Source organism: Leifsonia shinshuensis (assembly GCF_013410375.1).
Classification (GTDB): domain Bacteria; phylum Actinomycetota; class Actinomycetes; order Actinomycetales; family Microbacteriaceae; genus Leifsonia; species Leifsonia shinshuensis.
Map to the genome: position 1 here is coordinate 2342463 of NZ_JACCFL010000001.1, position 16342 is coordinate 2358804.

General features: G+C 71.1%; 12 protein-coding genes and 1 pseudogene. 8 read left to right on the top strand and 5 right to left on the bottom strand.

Going from position 1 to position 16342, the window contains the following annotated elements; all coding sequences use genetic code 11:
- Positions 1 to 8: 8 nt before the first annotated feature.
- Both HNR13_RS11390 and HNR13_RS11395 read right to left on the bottom strand, forming a co-directional pair.
- Positions 9 to 608, bottom strand: a complete 600-nt coding sequence (locus HNR13_RS11390; protein ID WP_179605861.1) for a histidine phosphatase family protein — start codon at positions 606 to 608, stop codon at positions 9 to 11.
- A 32-nt stretch (positions 609 to 640) separates the two neighbouring features.
- A complete protein-coding gene (locus HNR13_RS11395) occupies positions 641 to 1486 on the bottom strand; it encodes a Sir2 family NAD-dependent protein deacetylase (RefSeq protein ID WP_179605862.1) in 846 nt (281 codons plus the stop codon).
- A gap of 81 nt (positions 1487 to 1567) precedes the next feature.
- Between HNR13_RS11395 and HNR13_RS11400 the strand changes: the two genes are divergently transcribed.
- The 4 genes from HNR13_RS11400 to HNR13_RS11415 all read left to right on the top strand — a co-directional run bounded on the left by HNR13_RS11400 (position 1568) and on the right by HNR13_RS11415 (position 8415).
- Positions 1568 to 2374, top strand: a complete 807-nt coding sequence (locus HNR13_RS11400; RefSeq protein WP_179605863.1) for a TrmH family RNA methyltransferase — start codon at positions 1568 to 1570, stop codon at positions 2372 to 2374.
- A gap of 70 nt (positions 2375 to 2444) precedes the next feature.
- Positions 2445 to 3704, top strand: a complete 1260-nt coding sequence (locus tag HNR13_RS11405) for a D-alanyl-D-alanine carboxypeptidase family protein (protein ID WP_343063531.1) — start codon at positions 2445 to 2447, stop codon at positions 3702 to 3704.
- A 168-nt stretch (positions 3705 to 3872) separates the two neighbouring features.
- Positions 3873 to 6083: an acyltransferase family protein gene (locus HNR13_RS11410; RefSeq protein ID WP_179605864.1), complete on the top strand. Its 2211-nt coding sequence runs from the start codon at positions 3873 to 3875 to the stop codon at positions 6081 to 6083.
- Positions 6084 to 6180: 97 nt separating this feature from the next.
- Positions 6181 to 8415: an acyltransferase family protein gene (locus tag HNR13_RS11415; protein ID WP_179605865.1), complete on the top strand. Its 2235-nt coding sequence runs from the start codon at positions 6181 to 6183 to the stop codon at positions 8413 to 8415.
- Positions 8416 to 8433: 18 nt separating this feature from the next.
- Here HNR13_RS11415 and HNR13_RS11420 read toward each other — a convergent pair whose 3' ends face one another.
- Positions 8434 to 9228: an SGNH/GDSL hydrolase family protein gene (locus tag HNR13_RS11420; protein WP_179605866.1), complete on the bottom strand. Its 795-nt coding sequence runs from the start codon at positions 9226 to 9228 to the stop codon at positions 8434 to 8436.
- A 107-nt stretch (positions 9229 to 9335) separates the two neighbouring features.
- Between HNR13_RS11420 and HNR13_RS11425 the strand changes: the two genes are divergently transcribed.
- On the top strand, positions 9336 to 11243 hold the full coding sequence (locus tag HNR13_RS11425) for a DEAD/DEAH box helicase (protein WP_246312748.1): 1908 nt from the start codon (positions 9336 to 9338) through the stop codon (positions 11241 to 11243).
- Between the two features lie 55 nt (positions 11244 to 11298).
- Here the strand turns inward: HNR13_RS11425 and gdhA are convergent.
- A pseudogene (gene gdhA / locus HNR13_RS11430) lies at positions 11299 to 12649 on the bottom strand (NADP-specific glutamate dehydrogenase).
- A gap of 97 nt (positions 12650 to 12746) precedes the next feature.
- Here gdhA and HNR13_RS11435 point away from each other — a divergent pair.
- The 3 genes from HNR13_RS11435 to HNR13_RS11445 are packed head-to-tail and all read left to right on the top strand — an operon-like array spanning position 12747 to position 14881.
- On the top strand, positions 12747 to 13301 hold the full coding sequence (locus tag HNR13_RS11435; protein WP_179605867.1) for a DUF2127 domain-containing protein: 555 nt from the start codon (positions 12747 to 12749) through the stop codon (positions 13299 to 13301).
- 51 nt (positions 13302 to 13352) lie between these two features.
- Entirely contained in the window at positions 13353 to 14075 is a 723-nt protein-coding gene (locus HNR13_RS11440) for a VIT1/CCC1 transporter family protein (RefSeq protein ID WP_179605868.1), read from the top strand.
- 26 nt (positions 14076 to 14101) lie between these two features.
- A complete protein-coding gene (locus HNR13_RS11445) occupies positions 14102 to 14881 on the top strand; it encodes an AMP nucleosidase (protein ID WP_179605869.1) in 780 nt (259 codons plus the stop codon).
- A 16-nt stretch (positions 14882 to 14897) separates the two neighbouring features.
- On the opposite strand, the gene HNR13_RS11450 is transcribed toward HNR13_RS11445, so the two are convergent.
- Positions 14898 to 16286 (bottom strand): FAD-dependent oxidoreductase, encoded by a 1389-nt coding sequence (locus HNR13_RS11450; RefSeq protein ID WP_179605870.1) that lies wholly within the window; start codon positions 16284 to 16286, stop codon positions 14898 to 14900.
- Between the last annotated feature and the right edge of the window lie 56 nt (positions 16287 to 16342).

The window sequence follows — 16342 nt, forward strand, 5'->3', positions numbered from 1 at the left end:
GCGGACGTTCAGAGCACCGATGCCGTGAACAGGTCGTGGTCCTCCGGTCCCAGGTTGAATCGGTCGAGGGTGAGCCGTCCGTCGTCGTAGCTGAAGCGGTGCACCGAGCCGTTCGGGATGACCTCGCCCGGCCCGGGGAGGGCGTGGCCCGTCACGTGCCGGACGAGCGAGCCGATCACGCCGCCGTGGCTGACCACGATGAGGTTCTGCCCGGGGTGCGCGTCGCCCAGCTCCAGCAGCGCGGGGAGGGCGCGGCCGACGACCTCCTCGCGGGTCTCCCGGCCGGGCACGGGCGTGCCCTCCGGCCAGCGCTCCAGGATCTCGGCGCCGGTCAGCCCCTCGGCCTCGCCGTATTGCCGCTCGGCCACCGCGGCCAGCTGGGCCGGCTCGCCGAGCCCCAGGTGACCGGAGATGATCCGGGCGGTGTCGAGCGCGCGGCTGAGCGGGCTCGCGAACACGGCGTCGAACCGGCCTCCCGAGAGCGCGCGTCCGGTCGCGTCGGCCTGCGCGCGCCCCGTGCTGTTGAGCGGGATGTCGCTGGAGCCCTGGATGCGCTTGGTCAGGTTCCAGTCGGTCTGGCCGTGCCGAACGAGGGAGATGAAGGTCACGCGCGTCCTTTCGTCGCAGGACGCGCGGCGGTCTAGGCGAGCCGGCGTGCCAGCTCGACCAGCGTCTCCGTGGTCCCGCCGTCCAGCTTAACGGTGGCCCGCGCGTCGCCCTTGGTCTCGCCGCGGTTCACGATGACGATCGGGAGGCGCTTGCGCCGCGCCTCCTCCAGCAGCCGGATGCCCGAGTTCACCACCAGCGAGGAGCCCGCGATGACGAGCGCGTCGGCTCCGCGCACGAGGGCGCTCGCCTCCCGGTACTTCTCCGCCGGGATGAACTCGCCGAAGAACACCACGTCGGGCTTCAGCTGTCCGCCGCAGACCGTGCAGTCGGGCACGATGAAGGAGTCGACGTCGGTGACGATCGCGTCGCCGTCCGGCGCGATCTCCACCGCGCCCTCGGCCTCCAGCCACGGGTTCGCCTCGTCGATGCGCGCCGTGATCGCCTCGCGCGCGAAGATCTGTCCGCAGACCAGGCAGACCACCCGGTCCATCGAGCCGTGCAGGTCGACCACCCGGCGGCTTCCCGCCTGCTTGTGCAGGCCGTCGACGTTCTGCGTGATGACGCCGTTCGCCGCGCCCGCCGCCTCCAGTGCCGCGAGGGCGCGGTGGCCGGCGTTCGGGTGCGCCGCGGCGAAACGGCGGTAGCCGAGGTGGCTCCCGGCCCAGTACCGCCTGCGGTAGCGGTCATCGGCGAGGAACTGCTGGAACGTCATCGGCGTGCGCTTCGGCGCGCCCTCGCCGCGATAGTCGGGGATGCCGGAGTCCGTGGAGACGCCCGCGCCGGTGAGCACCGCGAACGCGCGCCCGGCGAGCAGCCCCTCGACCTCGTCGATGCCGCGCGAGAGCTCGGGCGAGAGCTCGGTCGTCAGCGTGGTCACAGGCACCTCCCGGTCGGTCCTTCACGAAGTCTAAACCGGCCGCTTTTCGAGTTTGTTTCCGGCTACTGGCAATCTGGACGGGTGCAGATCCATCGCGTGACCGACCTGACCGCCGACGGCCTCGCCGACTACTCCCGCCTGACCGATGTCGCGCTGCGGCGGGTGACCGAGCCGGAGGGCGGCCTCTACATCGCGGAGTCGACCAAGGTCATCACGCGCGCGCTCGCGGCAGGCCACCGGCCGCGGTCGGTGCTGCTGCAGGAGCAGTGGCTGGACGACGTCGCGCCGCTGCTGACGGACTTCCCCGACGTGCCGGTGTTCGTGGGGGAGTCCGCGCTGCTGGAGCAGCTGACCGGCTACCACCTCCACCGCGGGGCGCTGGCCGCGATGCACCGGCCGGAGCTGCCCGACCCGCGCGCGCTGCTCGCGGGCGCGCGCCGGGTCGTCGTGCTGGAGGACATCGTCGACCACACGAACGTCGGCGCGATCTTCCGCAGCGTCGCGGGGCTCGGCGCGGACGCCGTGCTGGTGAGCCCGCGCTGCGCCGACCCGCTGTACCGGCGCAGTGTCCGGGTGAGCATGGGGACGGTCCTGCAGGTGCCGTGGACGCGCATCCCCGAATGGGACGAGGCGGGGCCGCTGCTGCACGAGGCCGGGTTCGAGATCGCGGCCCTGGCGCTCGCGGACGACGCGGTGGGGCTCGACGAGTACGCCGCCCGCGCGCCGGAGCGCGCGGCGCTCGTGTTCGGCTCGGAGGGCGACGGGCTCAGCCGCCGCGCGCTGGCGGCCGCGGACACGGTGGTGACCATCCCGATGCTGCACGGGGTGGACTCGCTGAATGTGGCGTCCGCGAGCGCCGTGGTGCTGTGGGCGATGCGGGTGCGGTGAGGGGTTCCGCATCCGCGGGCGCTGGCGCGTTCTCAGCGGATGCCTCAGTGGGCACCCCTAGAATCCGAGGGTGCCCCAGCAAGTCCTCGCCGATCCGCCGCGCAGTCTGAACCGCAAGCAGGTCTACCGCCGCCGCCGGATCGTCGTCTTCGGGGTCGGCGGCGTGCTGCTGCTCGCCGTGCTCTACGTGTTCGCCTCGATCGTCACACCGGTGCCGGCCACCGCCGCGGTCACCGAGCCGCAGAAGCCGCTCACGCAGGCCGCCGCCCAGCTGAACTGGCCGGGCTACGGATCGGCGGCGATCACCGCTCCGGACTATCCCGGCGCGACCGAGTACCACGGCAGCGACGCGAGCATGCCGATTGCCAGCATGACCAAGACGATCACGGCGCTGGTCGTCCTTCAGGCCAAGCCGCTGGACGGCAACGCCGACGGCCCGTCGATCTCGTTCACCCAGAAGGACGTCGACATCTGGCACGAGGTGGTCGCCGACGGCGGCTCGTGGGCGCCCGTCCAGGCGGGCACGTCGATGACCGAGAAGCAGGCGCTCACCGCGATGCTGCTGCCGTCCGCGAACAACTACGCGATCTCGCTGGCGAACTGGGCCTACGGGTCCACCGGCGCCTACCTCAAGGCGGCGAACGGATGGCTCAAGGACAAGGGCTTCACCGGCACGAAGGTGGTCACCCCGGACGGCCTCGACCCCGGCAACGTGAGCACGACGAAGGACCTGATCGGCCTCGGCAAGCTCGTGCTCGCCTCGCCCGCGCTCTCGGCGATCGTGTCGCAGAAGTCGGCCACTCTCCCGGGAGCGGGCGCGCAGGACAACACGAACGCGCTGCTCGGCGTGGACGGCGTCGACGGGATCAAGACCGGCAACACCGACCAGGCGGGATTCTGCCTGCTCTTCTCGGCGCAGGTGCCGGTCGGCACGGAGAAGGTGCGCGTCCTCGGCGTCGTGCTGGGCGCCCCCGACCATGACACGCTGTGGGCCGGCGTCTCCGGGCTGCTGACGAGCATGCAGGCGGGCTTCCATGAGGTGACGGCCGCCACGAGCGGCGAGGTCTTCGGGTCGTACACGACCAAGTGGGGCGCGGCCTCCAACGTAGTGGCGACCTCGGGCCAGAGCTTCGTGGTGTGGTCGGACACACCGGTCACGGTCGACCTGACCACGCAGCGGCTGCAGTCCGGGTTCAAGGGCGACATCGTCGGCCGGATCAGCTTCACGGTGAACGGCGACACCAAGACAGTGGACCTGGCCCTCGCGAAGGACGTGCCAGACCCGGGGTTCGGGTGGCGGCTGGCGCATCCGGGGGGACTGGGGACCTGATCCCCGCAACTGCGGGCCCGCGCTGACCGCGCGGGTGAGACTCGGGGTGAGGCGGCATCCGGCGATCCCGCGCGACCACGCGGCTTCGTGATCGCCACCGGTGGGATGGCGGCGCGCCTCCCCTTAGCGTGATGAGGTTCACCCACACCCGCTGAGGCCCCACATCACATGACGTCTGACACCCAGCCCTTCACGCGCGCCGAATCCCGCGGCCGCCGCTCCACCACCACGACGAACCGCCCGGCGACCCCGCCCACCGTCAAGCGGCTCGACCTCCAGGGCCTGCGTGCCCTCGCCGTCGGCCTGGTGATCCTCAACCACGCCTTCGAGTGGCCCGCCGGCGGTTTCATCGGCGTCGACATCTTCTTCGTCATCTCGGGCTTCCTGATGACGTCGCTGCTCTACCGGGAGTACGAGCGCTCGGGGACGATCCGGTTCCTGGCGTTCTACCGCCGCCGCATCCGCCGACTCATCCCGGCCTCCGCGACGGTGATCGCGGTGACGATCGCCGGCGCCTTCGCGCTGTTCGGGCCCGGACGATTCCTCTCGACGGTATGGGACGGCGTCGCGGCGCTGTTCTTCGTGTCCAACTGGCGGTTCGCGGCGGTGTCGACGGACTACTTCGCACAGGGCGCTCAGACGTCGCCGCTGCAGCACTACTGGTCGCTCAGCCTGGAGGAACAGTACTACCTGGTCTGGCCGGTCGCGGTGCTCGTGCTGGCGCTGCTCGCGGCGGGGCGGCATCGCCCGCGCGTGCTGGCCGCCGCGCTGTGCCTCGTGATCACGGCCGGCCTGTTCGTCGTGTCGCTGCAGCTCACCCTGACGGACAGCGCGACCGCCTACTTCATCACCCCGGCACGCCTGTGGGAGCTCTCGGTCGGCTCGACGGTGGCGCTCTGCATGCCGCTGTTCGACCGGCTGCCTGCCGTGTGGCGGCCTTTCCTCATGCTTGCCTCGCTGGCGGGGATGGTGGTCGCGTCGGTCATCACGCCGTCGGGAGCCGGCTTCCCTGCGCCGTGGGCGCTGGTCGCGGTCGTGAGCGCGGCGGTGTTCATCGCGTTCCCGTGGCAGCCGCAGCGCACGTGGCTGAACCCGCTCGCCAACCCGGTGTTCACGCACGTGGGGGACATCTCGTACTCGCTGTACCTGTGGCACTTCCCGGCGCTGATCCTCATCACGGAGGCGTTCCGCGGGCTGCCGGGGGAGAAGACGGCTCTGCCCGCGGTGGTGTCGATCGTGGTCGCGTTCGGGCTGTCGGAGGTGACGTACCGGTTCGTGGAGGAGACGGTGCGGAAGTCGGCGTGGCTGGAGCCGAAGAAGACGCGACGACGGCCGGCTCGAGGGTCGAAGGCGAAGGCCATCGCGCTCGGATCGCTGGCAACGGCGACATCTGCGCTTCTGCTGCTCGCATTCACGACGGACGACCGGACACCGAGCCTCGAAGGCGCGGCTGGGAAGAAGACCCCACCCGCGGGGAACGCACTTGAGAGCCAGGGCGATCGCACCTCCCTGGACGCGCTCTCCAGCGCAATCACGACGGCGCTCTCGGAGAAGAGCTGGCCGGAGCTCGATCCGAGCATGGACAGAGTGGTCGCCCAGTACCAGTTCGAACCGGAAACGCACGCGTGCGCCAGCCCTTCATATCCCGGGGTGGAGCGGTGCACATGGGGTGCGGCGGACGCGGCCCATTCGATGGCCATTGTCGGCGACTCGATGTCGGTCGCGTACGTCGCGATGCTTCGGACGATCGCCGAAGGCTCAGAGGGGCGGCTCCGATTCACGGCCCTCGGGCAGTACAGCTGCCCGTTCATCGATCTTCGGACCAACAGTCTCAACCCGGAGTTCGCCGATGCCTGCCCTGCACGCAAAGAACTCGCCGTCGAGAGTCTCGCCAGCGTGAGACCGGACGTGCTCTTCGTCGCGAACGGGGTCGTCCCGTACGTCGACCTCGACAGCGGAAAGGAGATCACGGCGTCGGAGTACCAACAGGCCCTGCAGCGGTCCGTCGAACGAGTCGCTGGCGAGGTCGGTAGAGTCGTGGTCCTGGCGCCGCCGCCACCTGGCGACGATATCCGGGAGTGCTACTCTCCGCGGACTTCCCCGGCCGGCTGTGTGAGCACTGTCTCCGCGCGGTGGAAGACCTTCGCGAGCTCGGGCGCCCGGGCAGTGGAGGGCGTCGGCGGCGTGCACATCGACACCCGCCCGCTGTTCTGCGTCTCCAATCGATGCCCGGCGTTCGCCGACGGGATCCCCGTGAAGTTCGACGCCACCCATCTCACCGAGGCGTACTCACGTCACATCGCTCCGGCTTTCGTCGCCTTGCTCGCCGAGGCGGGCGTGACCCTCGATGGCGACGGCGTACCGGCCGCGACGTCGTGACGCCCCTGGGGACGGCGCGGGCCTGGCAGACCCACCGAACGCGCGCGGCGCCGCACCGTCAAATCACGCAGGCAGCCGAACAGAAGGGCAGCGAGCAATGAGCGACTCGTCACGAAGGAGCGCACGCAGCACAGGGCCTGACGGACGCAGATCCGGCGCCTCCGGCGCCCGCTTCGGACAACCCGGCCCCGCGCCTACGAAATTCCGCCTCGACCTTCAGGGCCTGCGTGCCCTCGCGGTCGGACTCGTCGTCCTCAACCACGCCTTCGAGTGGCCCGCCGGCGGGTTCGTCGGCGTCGACATCTTCTTCGTCATCTCCGGGTTCCTGATGACCTCCGTGCTGCACCGCGAGTACGAGCGGACCGGGCGCATCCGGTTCCTCGCGTTCTACCGCCGGCGCATCCGGCGCCTGATCCCCGCTTCGGTCGCGGTGCTCGTCGCCACGGTGGTAGGTGCGTGGGCGCTATTCACCACAGGCCGTTTCGTGTCCACCGCGTGGGACGCCCTTGCGTCGCTGTTCTTCGTCTCCAACTGGCGGTTCGCGGCCGTTCAGACCGACTACTTCGCCCAGGGCGCCCAGACCTCCCCGCTGCAGCACTACTGGTCGCTCAGCCTGGAGGAGCAGTACTACCTGGTCTGGCCGGCGGCGATCCTCCTCATCGCCCTCGTCGTCGCGCGCGGGCGGAGGCCGCGTGTGCTGGCTGCGCTGATCACCTTCGCGATCACGGTCGCCCTCTTCATACTGTCCCTGCAACTCACCCAGGCCGACAGCGCAACGGCCTACTTCATCACGCCGGCCCGGCTGTGGGAGCTCTCGGTCGGCGCGGCGGTGGCGCTCTGCATGCCGTGGTTCTCGAAGCTCCCGGCGGCGCTCCGTCCGGCCATCGCCCTGCTCGCACTGGCGGGCATGGTCCTCGCGAGCGCGATCACCCCCTCCGGTGCCGGCTTCCCGGCTCCGTGGGCGGCGCTCGCCGTGCTCAGCACTGCGGCGTTCATCGCTTTCCCCTGGCAGCCGAAGCGCTCGTGGCTCAATCCGCTGGACAACCCGGTCCTGAGCTACATCGGCGACATCTCGTACTCGCTGTACCTCTGGCACTTCCCCGCGCTGATCCTGGTCACGGAGCTCGCGCGCGGGACGTCCGTCTATGGGACGCCCCTTCCTGCGATGGAGTCCATCGCGCTCTCCATTGTGCTGGCGGCGCTGTCGTACCGCTTCATCGAGGAGCCCGTGCGTCGGTCCTCCTGGTTGGAGCCGCAGACGCGGCGACGGCGGCGGACCGCGCAGGGTTCCCGGGCGAAAGCCATCGCGCTGGGAACGGTGGCGGCGGTGACGGCCGGCGCGCTGGTACTCGCTTTCACGGTGGACCGGAACGCGACGCGTCCCGAAGCGTCGGCCGGCAAGACCGCATCCCCGGCTCCGGACGACGTGCTGGACGGTGGCGGCGACCGGGCAGCCCTCGAATCGCTCTCCGCCGGGATCAAGACGGCCCTCGGCGAGAAGAGCTGGCCTGAGCTGAACCCGAGCATGGACAGCGTCGTCGCCGGCTACGAGCACGACCCGGCGACCCACGCGTGCGCCATCGCCAAGTACCCGGGCGTCGAGTCCTGCACCTGGGGTGCCGCGGATGCGCCGCACTCGATGGCCATCGTCGGCGACTCCACGTCGGTCGCCTACGTCGCCATGCTCCGGGCGCTCGCCGAGGTGTCTGGAGGACAACTCCGGTTCACCGCGCTCGGGATGTACAGCTGCCCGTTCGTCGACCTCCCGACGAGCAGTGCCGACCCGGCGCTTCAAGCCGCATGTCCGGCACGCAAGGAACTCGAGATCGCCAACCTCGCCACGCTGAGACCGGAGGTGCTGTTCGTCACGAACGCGCCGGCGCCGTACAAGAACACCGAGACGGGTAAGGAGATCAGCGTCGCCGAGTATCAGGCGGGGCTCAAGCGCTCGATCGAGCACGTGGCGTCGAATGTCGGGAAGGTGGTCTTCCTCGCTGCACCGCCCTCCGACAAGGACGTACGCGAGTGCTATTCGCCGCGCACCTCACCGGCGGAATGCGTCACAACGGTGCCCGATCGGTGGAAGACGTTCGGCGCGGCGGATGCGAAGACGGCTGCCGCGTTCGACGGCGTCCGCATCGACTCGAGGCCGCTCTTCTGCGTATCCGATCGCTGCCCGGCGTTCGCGGACGGCATCCCTATCAAGTTCGACAGCACGCACATTACGGACGAATACGGCCGGCACATCGCCCCGGCAGTGGTGGCTCTTCTCGCTGAGAGCGGGGTCTCCCTGACGGGAGGCGAAGCAACGGAGCCGCCGCCGGCGTCGTGACGACGGCGTGCTCGGCCCTCAGTCCTCCTCCATCTCGATCACGAACGGCCCCGCCTGCGGCCGCTTCGGCAGCACGTGATCGCCCGACGACTGGTGCCGGATCCGCCGCAGCACCCACGGCACCAGGTACTCCCGCGCCCACGACAGGTCCTCCGCCCGGGCCTGCCGCCAGGTCCGCGCGGGCAGCGGCTCGGGCTCCAGCGGCTGGAGGTCGTTCTCGACGTTCAGGGCCGCCAGGACCATGCGAGCGACCGTGTGGTGGCCGAGCGGCGCCAAGTGGAGGCGGTCCGGCGCCCACATCCGGACGTCCTGGATCTCGGTGAGCGACCACTGGTCCGCCACGATCGCGTCGTACTTCGCGGCCACCGCCCGCACGTTCTCGTTGTAGATCGCCACCTTGCCGCGGATGCCGCGGAAGACGGGGGAGAAGCCGACGTCCACGCCGGTGAAGACCACCACCGTCGCGCCGTCGGCGCTGAGCCGGCCCACCGCCTCGTCGAACAGGGCGGCGATCACATCGGGGTCGGTGCCGGGGCGGATCACGTCGTTGCCGCCCGCCGAGATCGTGATGAGGTCGGGGTGGAGGGCGACCGCCGCGTCCACCTGCTCGTCCAGGATCTGCTTGATGAGCTTGCCGCGCACGGCCAGGTTCGCGTACGCGAAGTCGTCGGTCTTGCTGCTCAGCACCTCCGCAACACGGTCGGCCCAGCCGCGGTGGCCGCCCGGGCTGAGCGGCTCCGGGTCACCGATGCCCTCGGTGAACGAGTCGCCGAGCGCGACGTAACGGGACCACGGATGCTGAGCTTCGACCATTCCACCATTCTGCCTCGCGCCGCCGACCCGACGACGATTGTCAGGAGGCTCGGGTAGATTCGATCCAAGTGGAGACGACAGCAGCACCCCCGCCCGACGAGTACGGGATGGGCGCAGTCGTACCCGCTGGAGCCGCCGAACTCGACATCCCCGGCGTCGGCGCAGCAGAGCCCGACGCCACAGAACCCGACGCCGCAGACCCCGACAACGCAGACCCCGACACCGCAGAGCACGGCGTCGGCGCCCGGGCGGGCAGCTTCGCCGCCGAGCACCTGTCGCCGTCCTTCCCCGAGCGTGCCGCCTGGGGAACCGCGGGCAAGCTGCGCGCCTGGCAGGCCGAAGCCCTGGACGCCTACTTCGTGAACGAGCCCCGCGACTTCCTCGCCGCCGCGACCCCCGGCGCCGGCAAGACGACCTTCGCCCTCCGGCTCGCGACCGAGCTGCTGTCCCGGCGGGTCGTCGAGCGGGTCACCGTGGTCGCTCCGACCGAGCACCTCAAGCGGCAGTGGGCGGAGGCCGCGGCCCGCGTCGGCCTCCACCTCGACCCGGACTTCCGCAACGCCGACGGCCGCTACGCCCGGCACTACAAGGGCGCGGCGGTCACGTACGCCCAGGTCGCCATGCGGCCGAGCCTGCACAAGGACATCACCGAAGCCCACCGCACCCTGGTCATCCTCGACGAGGTGCACCACGGCGGCGACGCCCTCAGCTGGGGCGACGGCATCCGCGACGCGTTCGAGCGCGCCACCCGCCGGCTGTCGCTGACGGGGACGCCGTTCCGGTCGGACACCGCGCCGATCCCGTTCGTCTCCTACCTGCCGGACCGGCAGGGCATCCGCACCTCGGTCACCGACTACAACTACGGCTACGGGCGCGCGCTGAGCGACGGCGTCGTCCGCCCGGTGATCTTCATGGTCTACGCCGGGCAGATGCGCTGGCGCACCAAGACCGGCGACGAGATGGAGGCGCGGCTCGGCGAGGGCAACACCAAGGACATCACCTCGCAGGCCTGGCGCACCGCGCTCGACCCGCGCGGGGAGTGGATCCCCGCCGTCCTCAGCGCGGCCGATCGGCGGCTCACCGAGGTCCGCCACTCCATCCCGGACGCGGGCGGTCTGGTGATCGCCACCGACCACTACGCGGCCCGCGCCTACGCCGACCTGCTGCAGCAGATCAGCGGCGAGCCCGTCACCGTGGTGCTCTCGGACGAGAAGGAGGCCAGCGACCGCATCGCCGACTTCTCGGCGGGCGACTCCCGCTGGATGGTCGCCGTGCGCATGGTGTCGGAGGGCGTCGACGTGCCGCGGCTGGCGGTCGGCGTGTACGCGACCAGCGCCTCCACGCCGCTGTTCTTCGCGCAGGCGATCGGCCGCTTCGTGCGCGCCCGGCGCCGCGGCGAAACGGCCTCGGTGTTCCTGCCGAACGTCCCCACCCTGATGGCGCTCGCCAACGCCCTGGAGCTGGAGCGCGACCACGCGCTCGACCGGCCGTCGGCCGAGGGCGGCGAGGGCGACCTCTGGAATCCGGAGGACGCCCTGGTCGCCGACGCCAACAAGGAGGGCCGGGCCTCGGAGGCGCTGACCGAGCAGTTCGCGTTCGAGGCGCTCGGCTCGGAGGCGAACTTCGACCGCGTCGTGTACGACGGCCGCGAGTTCGGCGGCTTCGCCCAGCCCGGCACCGACGAGGAGCTCGACTTCATCGGCCTTCCCGGCATCCTGGAGCCGGAGCAGGTGCACGACCTCCTCATGCAGCGCCAGCAGCGGCAGGCCCGGCGGCACGCGTCCCGTCCCGCCGCTGCCGACGGGCATCCGCCCGCGCCGCTGCACCGCACGCTCAAGGAGCAGCGCCAGCTGCTCAACAGCCTGGTCGGCCTGTACTCGAAGAACTCGGGGGAGCCGCACGGCCTCATCCACGCCGAGCTGCGCCGCGTATGCGGCGGCCCGGCCGTGGCCCAGGCGAGCGTGACGCAGCTCCAGGCGCGCATCGAGTGGCTGCGCAAGCGGATCGGGCGCTAGGCCGCCCCGCGGATCAGGTCGCGCGGTCAGCCCACCCGGCTCAGATCACCCCGGCTCAGATCACCCCGAGCGCGAGCATCGCGTCCGCCACGCGCACGAAGCCGGCCACGTTCGCGCCCAGCACGTAGTCGCCCGGCGCTCCGTACTGCTCGGCGGTCTCGGCGCAGCTGTCGTGGATGGAGGTCATGATCTCGTCGAGGCGCTGCTCGGCGTACTCGAACGTCCAGGCGTCGCGCGACGCATTCTGCTGCATCTCCAGGGCGGAGGTCGCCACACCGCCCGCGTTCGCCGCCTTGCCCGGCGCGAACAGCACGCCCGCGGCGCGCAGCACGTGGACCGCCTCCGGCGTGCAGGGCATGTTGGCGCCCTCGACCACGGCCGCGACGCCGTTGCCCGCGAGCGTGGTCGCAGCGGTGGCGTCCAGCTCGTTCTGGGTGGCGCAGGGGATCGCGACGTCGATCGGGGTCTCGGCCGCGAGCGCCCAGATGTCGCCGTTCGCGCGGTACTCCGCGGACGGGCCGCGGCGGGAGACGTACTCGGACAGGCGGGCACGCTCCACCTCTTTGAGCTGCCGGAGCAGGTCGAGGTCGAGCCCGTGGCGGTCGTAGACCACGCCGGAGGAGTCCGAGCACGCCACGACGGTGCCGCCGAGCTGGTGCACCTTCTGGATCGCGTACAGCGCGACGTTGCCCGAGCCGGAGACGAGGACCCGCGCGCCGTCGAAGGAGCGGCCGCGGGTGGCCAGCATCCGCTGCGCGAACACGACCGCGCCGTACCCGGTCGCCTCGGTGCGGACCAGCGAGCCGCCCCAGCCGACGCCCTTGCCGGTGAGCACACCCGACTCGTACCGGTTCGTGATGCTTGTACTGGCCGAACAGGTAGCCGATCTCCCGGCCGCCGACGCCGATGTCGCCCGCCGGCACGTCGGTGTACTCGCCGAGGTGGCGGTACAGCTCGGTCATGAACGACTGGCAGAACCGCATCACCTCGGCGTCGGAGCGGCCCTTCGGGTCGAAGTCGCTGCCGCCCTTGCCGCCGCCGATCGGCAGGCCGGTGAGCGCGTTCTTGAAGATCTGCTCGAAGCCGAGGAACTTCACGGTGCCGAGCGTGACGCTCGGATGGAAGCGCAGACCGCCCTTGTACGGCCCGAGAGCGGAATTGAACTCCACCCGGAACCCGCGGTTGACGCGGATGTTCCCCTCGTCGTCCGTCCACGGCACCCGGAAGATCAGCTGGCGCTCCGGCTCGGTGATGCGCTCCAGCACCGCGTGCTCGGCGTAGCGCGGATTCGCCTGGATGACGGGCCCCAGCGAGCCGAGCACCTCCCGCGCCGCCTGGTGGAACTCCGGCTCGCCGGCGTTGCGGCGGAGGACGTCGTCGAGGAGGGAGGAGAGCACGGGGGTCACACGGGGGCCTTTCTCTTACGTAAGATTTCTGAGTCTACTCTCATGGAAATCTCCGCCCTCGCCGGGTGGCGTGCGGCTTCGGTGGTTCGATGGGGTGATGAGCACGGAGCGCGACGCCGAACACGGGACCGTCGACCGCCGGGAACGGTTCCTGGAGGTCCTCTTCCGGATCACCCTGGTGCTGAAGGGCGCCGACGGGGTGCTCGAGCTGCTCGGCGGCGTCCTGCTGCTCTTCCTGACTCCGCAGCGGCTGAACGCGGTCGTGGTCTTCCTCACCCAGCACGAGCTCGGCGACGATCCGAACGACCCGGTCTCCAACTGGATCGTCCACTTCGGCCACACCCTCACCGGCTCGGCCACGCTGTTCGGCGCGGTCTACCTGCTGCTCCACGGCGTGGTGAAGGTCGTGCTGGTCTGGGCGGTGCTGAAGGAGCAGCTCTGGGCGTACCCGTGGATGATCGGCTTCCTCGCCGTGTTCATCGGCTGGCAGGGCTGGGAGCTGGCCAGGCACTTCTCCTGGGGCCTGCTCGCCCTGACCGCGTTCGACGTGCTGATCGTGGTCCTGACCGTGCACGAGTACCGCGTGCAGCGGAGGCTGCGGGAGGCGAGGCGCGCCGCTGCCGCCGAAGGGGCGCAGGCAGCAACGGGTTAGGTTCGGCTGCGCTTGCTGGAAACCGGAGCCCAACGTTCCTAGGCTTGCGCTATGACCGCGGAGACCGTGAACGGAAAGCACCCCGACGAGCCGCACCGCGAGGGGCTCTCGCAACGACTGAACTGGCTGAGAGCCGGCGTGCTCGGCGCGAACGACGGCATCGTGTCCGTCGCGGCGGTCGTCGTCGGTGTCGCGGGGGCCACGCCCTCCATCCCGGCCATCCTGACCGCCGGCCTCGCCGCCCTGGTCGGTGGCGCCGTCTCGATGGCGCTCGGCGAGTATGTGTCGGTGAGCAGCCAGCGCGACAGCGAGCACGCCCTCATCGCCAAGGAGCGCACGGAGCTGGCCGAGATGCCGGACGAGGAGCTCGCCGAGCTCGCCGGCCTCTACGAGTCGCAGGGCCTGAAGCCGGAGACCGCACGCCAGGTGGCGCTCGAGCTCACCGAGCACGACGCCCTCCGGGCGCACCTCTCCGCGGAGCTGGGGATCGACATGGACGACGTCGTCAGCCCGTGGCACGCGGCGATCGCCTCGGCGATCTCGTTCACGATCGGCGGCATCCTGCCGCTTCTGACGATCCTGACGCCGCCGGAGATCCGCATCCCGCTCACGTTCGTGATCGTTCTGATCGCGCTGGCCGCCACCGGCTACGTCGCGGCGTGGATCGGCGGCGCCTCGCGCGGCAAGGCGATGATACGCGTCGTCATCGGCGGCGCGCTGGCGCTGGCGGCCACGTTCGCGATCGGTGCGCTGCTCGGCACGAAGATCGGCTGACCCGCCGGCGCGCGGGAGGGGGAGCGATGAAGGAGAAGCAGGAGATCGTCCGGGACTGGCTGCCCCGCTACACCGGGACGCCGCTGGAGGAGTTCGGCGATCACATCCTGCTCACCAACTTCGGCGACTACGTCTACCGGTTCGCGGAGTGGTACGGCGCCGAGGTGCGCGGCACCGACAAGTCGATGCCGAACGCGACGGCCGACGGCATCACCATGATCAACTTCGGCATGGGCAGCCCGAACGCCGCCACGATCATGGACCTGCTCAGCGCGGTCAGCCCGAAGGCGGCGCTCTTCCTCGGCAAGTGCGGCGGCGTGAAGAAGAAGAACCAGCTCGGCGACCTGGTGCTGCCGATCGCGGCAATCCGCGGCGAGGGCACGTCCAACGACTACCTGCCGCCGGAGGTCCCCGCGCTCCCCGCCTTCCAGCTCCAGCGCGGTGTCTCCACGACGATCCGCGACTTCGGTTACGACTACTGGACGGGGACGGTCTACACCACCAACCGGCGGGTCTGGGAGCACGACGACACGTTCAAGACGTACCTGCGGCAGACCCGTTGCATGGCGGTGGACATGGAGACCGCGACGGTGTTCGCGGCCGGGTTCGCCAACCACATCCCGAGCGGGGCGCTGCTGCTGGTGTCCGACCAGCCGATGATCCCGGAGGGCGTCAAGACCGCCGAGAGCGACCGCAGCGTGACGGCGCAGTTCGTCGAGCGGCACATCCGGATCGGCGTGGAGTCGCTGCGGCTGGTGCGCCGGAACGGGCGCAGCGTCAGGCACCTGCGGTTCGAGGACGCCTGACGCCGCGCCTCGGCGGTCAGTGGCCGGTCAGGGGGGCCATCGCGCGCGCGATGACCGAGCGGCGCCCCGTGGCGCGCTCCTCCAGGTCCGCGCCCTCCATCGCGACGAGCCCCGCGTTGGCCCCGAGGAACCGCAGCGGCTCCGGCTCCCAGCGCGGCGAGCGGTGCCCGACCCACGGCAGCGCCGTGAGCCCGGTGCTGCGGTGCGCGATCAGGTCGGCCAGCGTACGCCCGGCGAGATTCGTGGTACTGAGGCCGTCGCCCACGTAGCCGCCGGCCCAGGCCTCGCGCGCGTCGCGGTCGAGACCGACCGCCGCGTGCCAGTCGCGCGGGACGCCCAGCGGGCCGCCCCAGTGGTGCGTGATGCGGACGCCCGCGACCGCGGGGAACAGCTCCCCGAGCGTGCGGACGAGGTGGTCGCGCACCCGCGGCGACCGGTCGTAGGACGTGTGGATGGCGCTGCCGAGGTGGTAGCGGGCGCCGCGGCCGCCGAACGCGATCCGGTTGTCGGCCGTGCGCTGGCCGTAGACGATCAGGTGGCGGAAGTCGGCGAAGGTCTGGCCGTGCTCGATGCCGATGCGGTCCCACACCGCGTCGGAGAGCGGCTCGGTCGCGATCATCAGCGAGTACAGCGGCAGGATGCGGCGGCCGACCTGGGGGAGCTGCGAGCCGTAGCCCTCCGTCGCGTTCACCACCGTGCCCGCGCTGACCGTGCGCTCGACGCCGCCGGTCCGCACCCGGACCACGCCGTCCTGCCAGCCGAGCACCTCGGTGCCCTCTGCGATGGTCGCGCCGCGGCGCTCGACCGCGCGGGCCAGCCCGCGCACCAGCTTGGCCGGGTGCACCCGCGCGCAGGCGGGCGTGAGCGTGGCGGCGACGGCGTCGGGCACGCCGTACCGGGCGCGCACGGTCTCGGTCCCGGCGAGCGACACCCGGTCGACGCCGAACTCCTCGGATTCCGCGAACTCCGCCTGCGCGGCCGCCAGCTGCACCCGGTCGCGGGCGAAGGTGACCGTCCCGCCGCGGACGTAGTCGCAGTCGATGCCCTCCGCGGCGGCGACGCGGCCGACCTCGTCGACGGTGTCGACCATCGCCTGGCGCTGCGCGACGGCCGCGTCCCGGCCGTACCGCGCGGCGAGAGCGGAGGCCGACCACGGGAACAGCGCGGAGCACCAGCCGCCGTTGCGGCCGGAGGCGCCGAAGCCGGCGACCTCCCGCTCCAGCAGCAGGATCCTCAGCCCGGGGTCGAGCTCCTGCAGGTAGTAGGCGGTCCAGAGGCCGGTGAGCCCGGCGCCGACGATCGCCACGTCGACGGTCTCGTCCCCGGCCAGTGCGGGGCGGGGCCGGAAGCCGTCCTCGGCCTCCGCGATCGAATCGAACCAGTAACCGACACTGCGGTAGTCCACGTCACTCCTTCGAAAGCACGCCGGATACGCCGACGAGCCCGCGCCCCGCCTGAGTG

Bases quoted from the DNA above. Each gene is read 5' to 3' on its own strand.
- HNR13_RS11440 (WP_179605868.1), top strand. From the start codon at position 13,353: ATGACCGCGGAGACCGTGAACGGAAAGCACCCCGACGAGCCGCACCGC.
- HNR13_RS11410 (WP_179605864.1), top strand. From the start codon at position 3,873: ATGACGTCTGACACCCAGCCCTTCACGCGCGCCGAATCCCGCGGCCGC.
- HNR13_RS11420 (WP_179605866.1), bottom strand. From the start codon at position 9,228: ATGGTCGAAGCTCAGCATCCGTGGTCCCGTTACGTCGCGCTCGGCGAC.
- HNR13_RS11415 (WP_179605865.1), top strand. From the start codon at position 6,181: ATGAGCGACTCGTCACGAAGGAGCGCACGCAGCACAGGGCCTGACGGA.
- HNR13_RS11425 (WP_246312748.1), top strand. From the start codon at position 9,336: ATGGGCGCAGTCGTACCCGCTGGAGCCGCCGAACTCGACATCCCCGGC.
- HNR13_RS11435 (WP_179605867.1), top strand. From the start codon at position 12,747: ATGAGCACGGAGCGCGACGCCGAACACGGGACCGTCGACCGCCGGGAA.
- HNR13_RS11445 (WP_179605869.1), top strand. From the start codon at position 14,102: ATGAAGGAGAAGCAGGAGATCGTCCGGGACTGGCTGCCCCGCTACACC.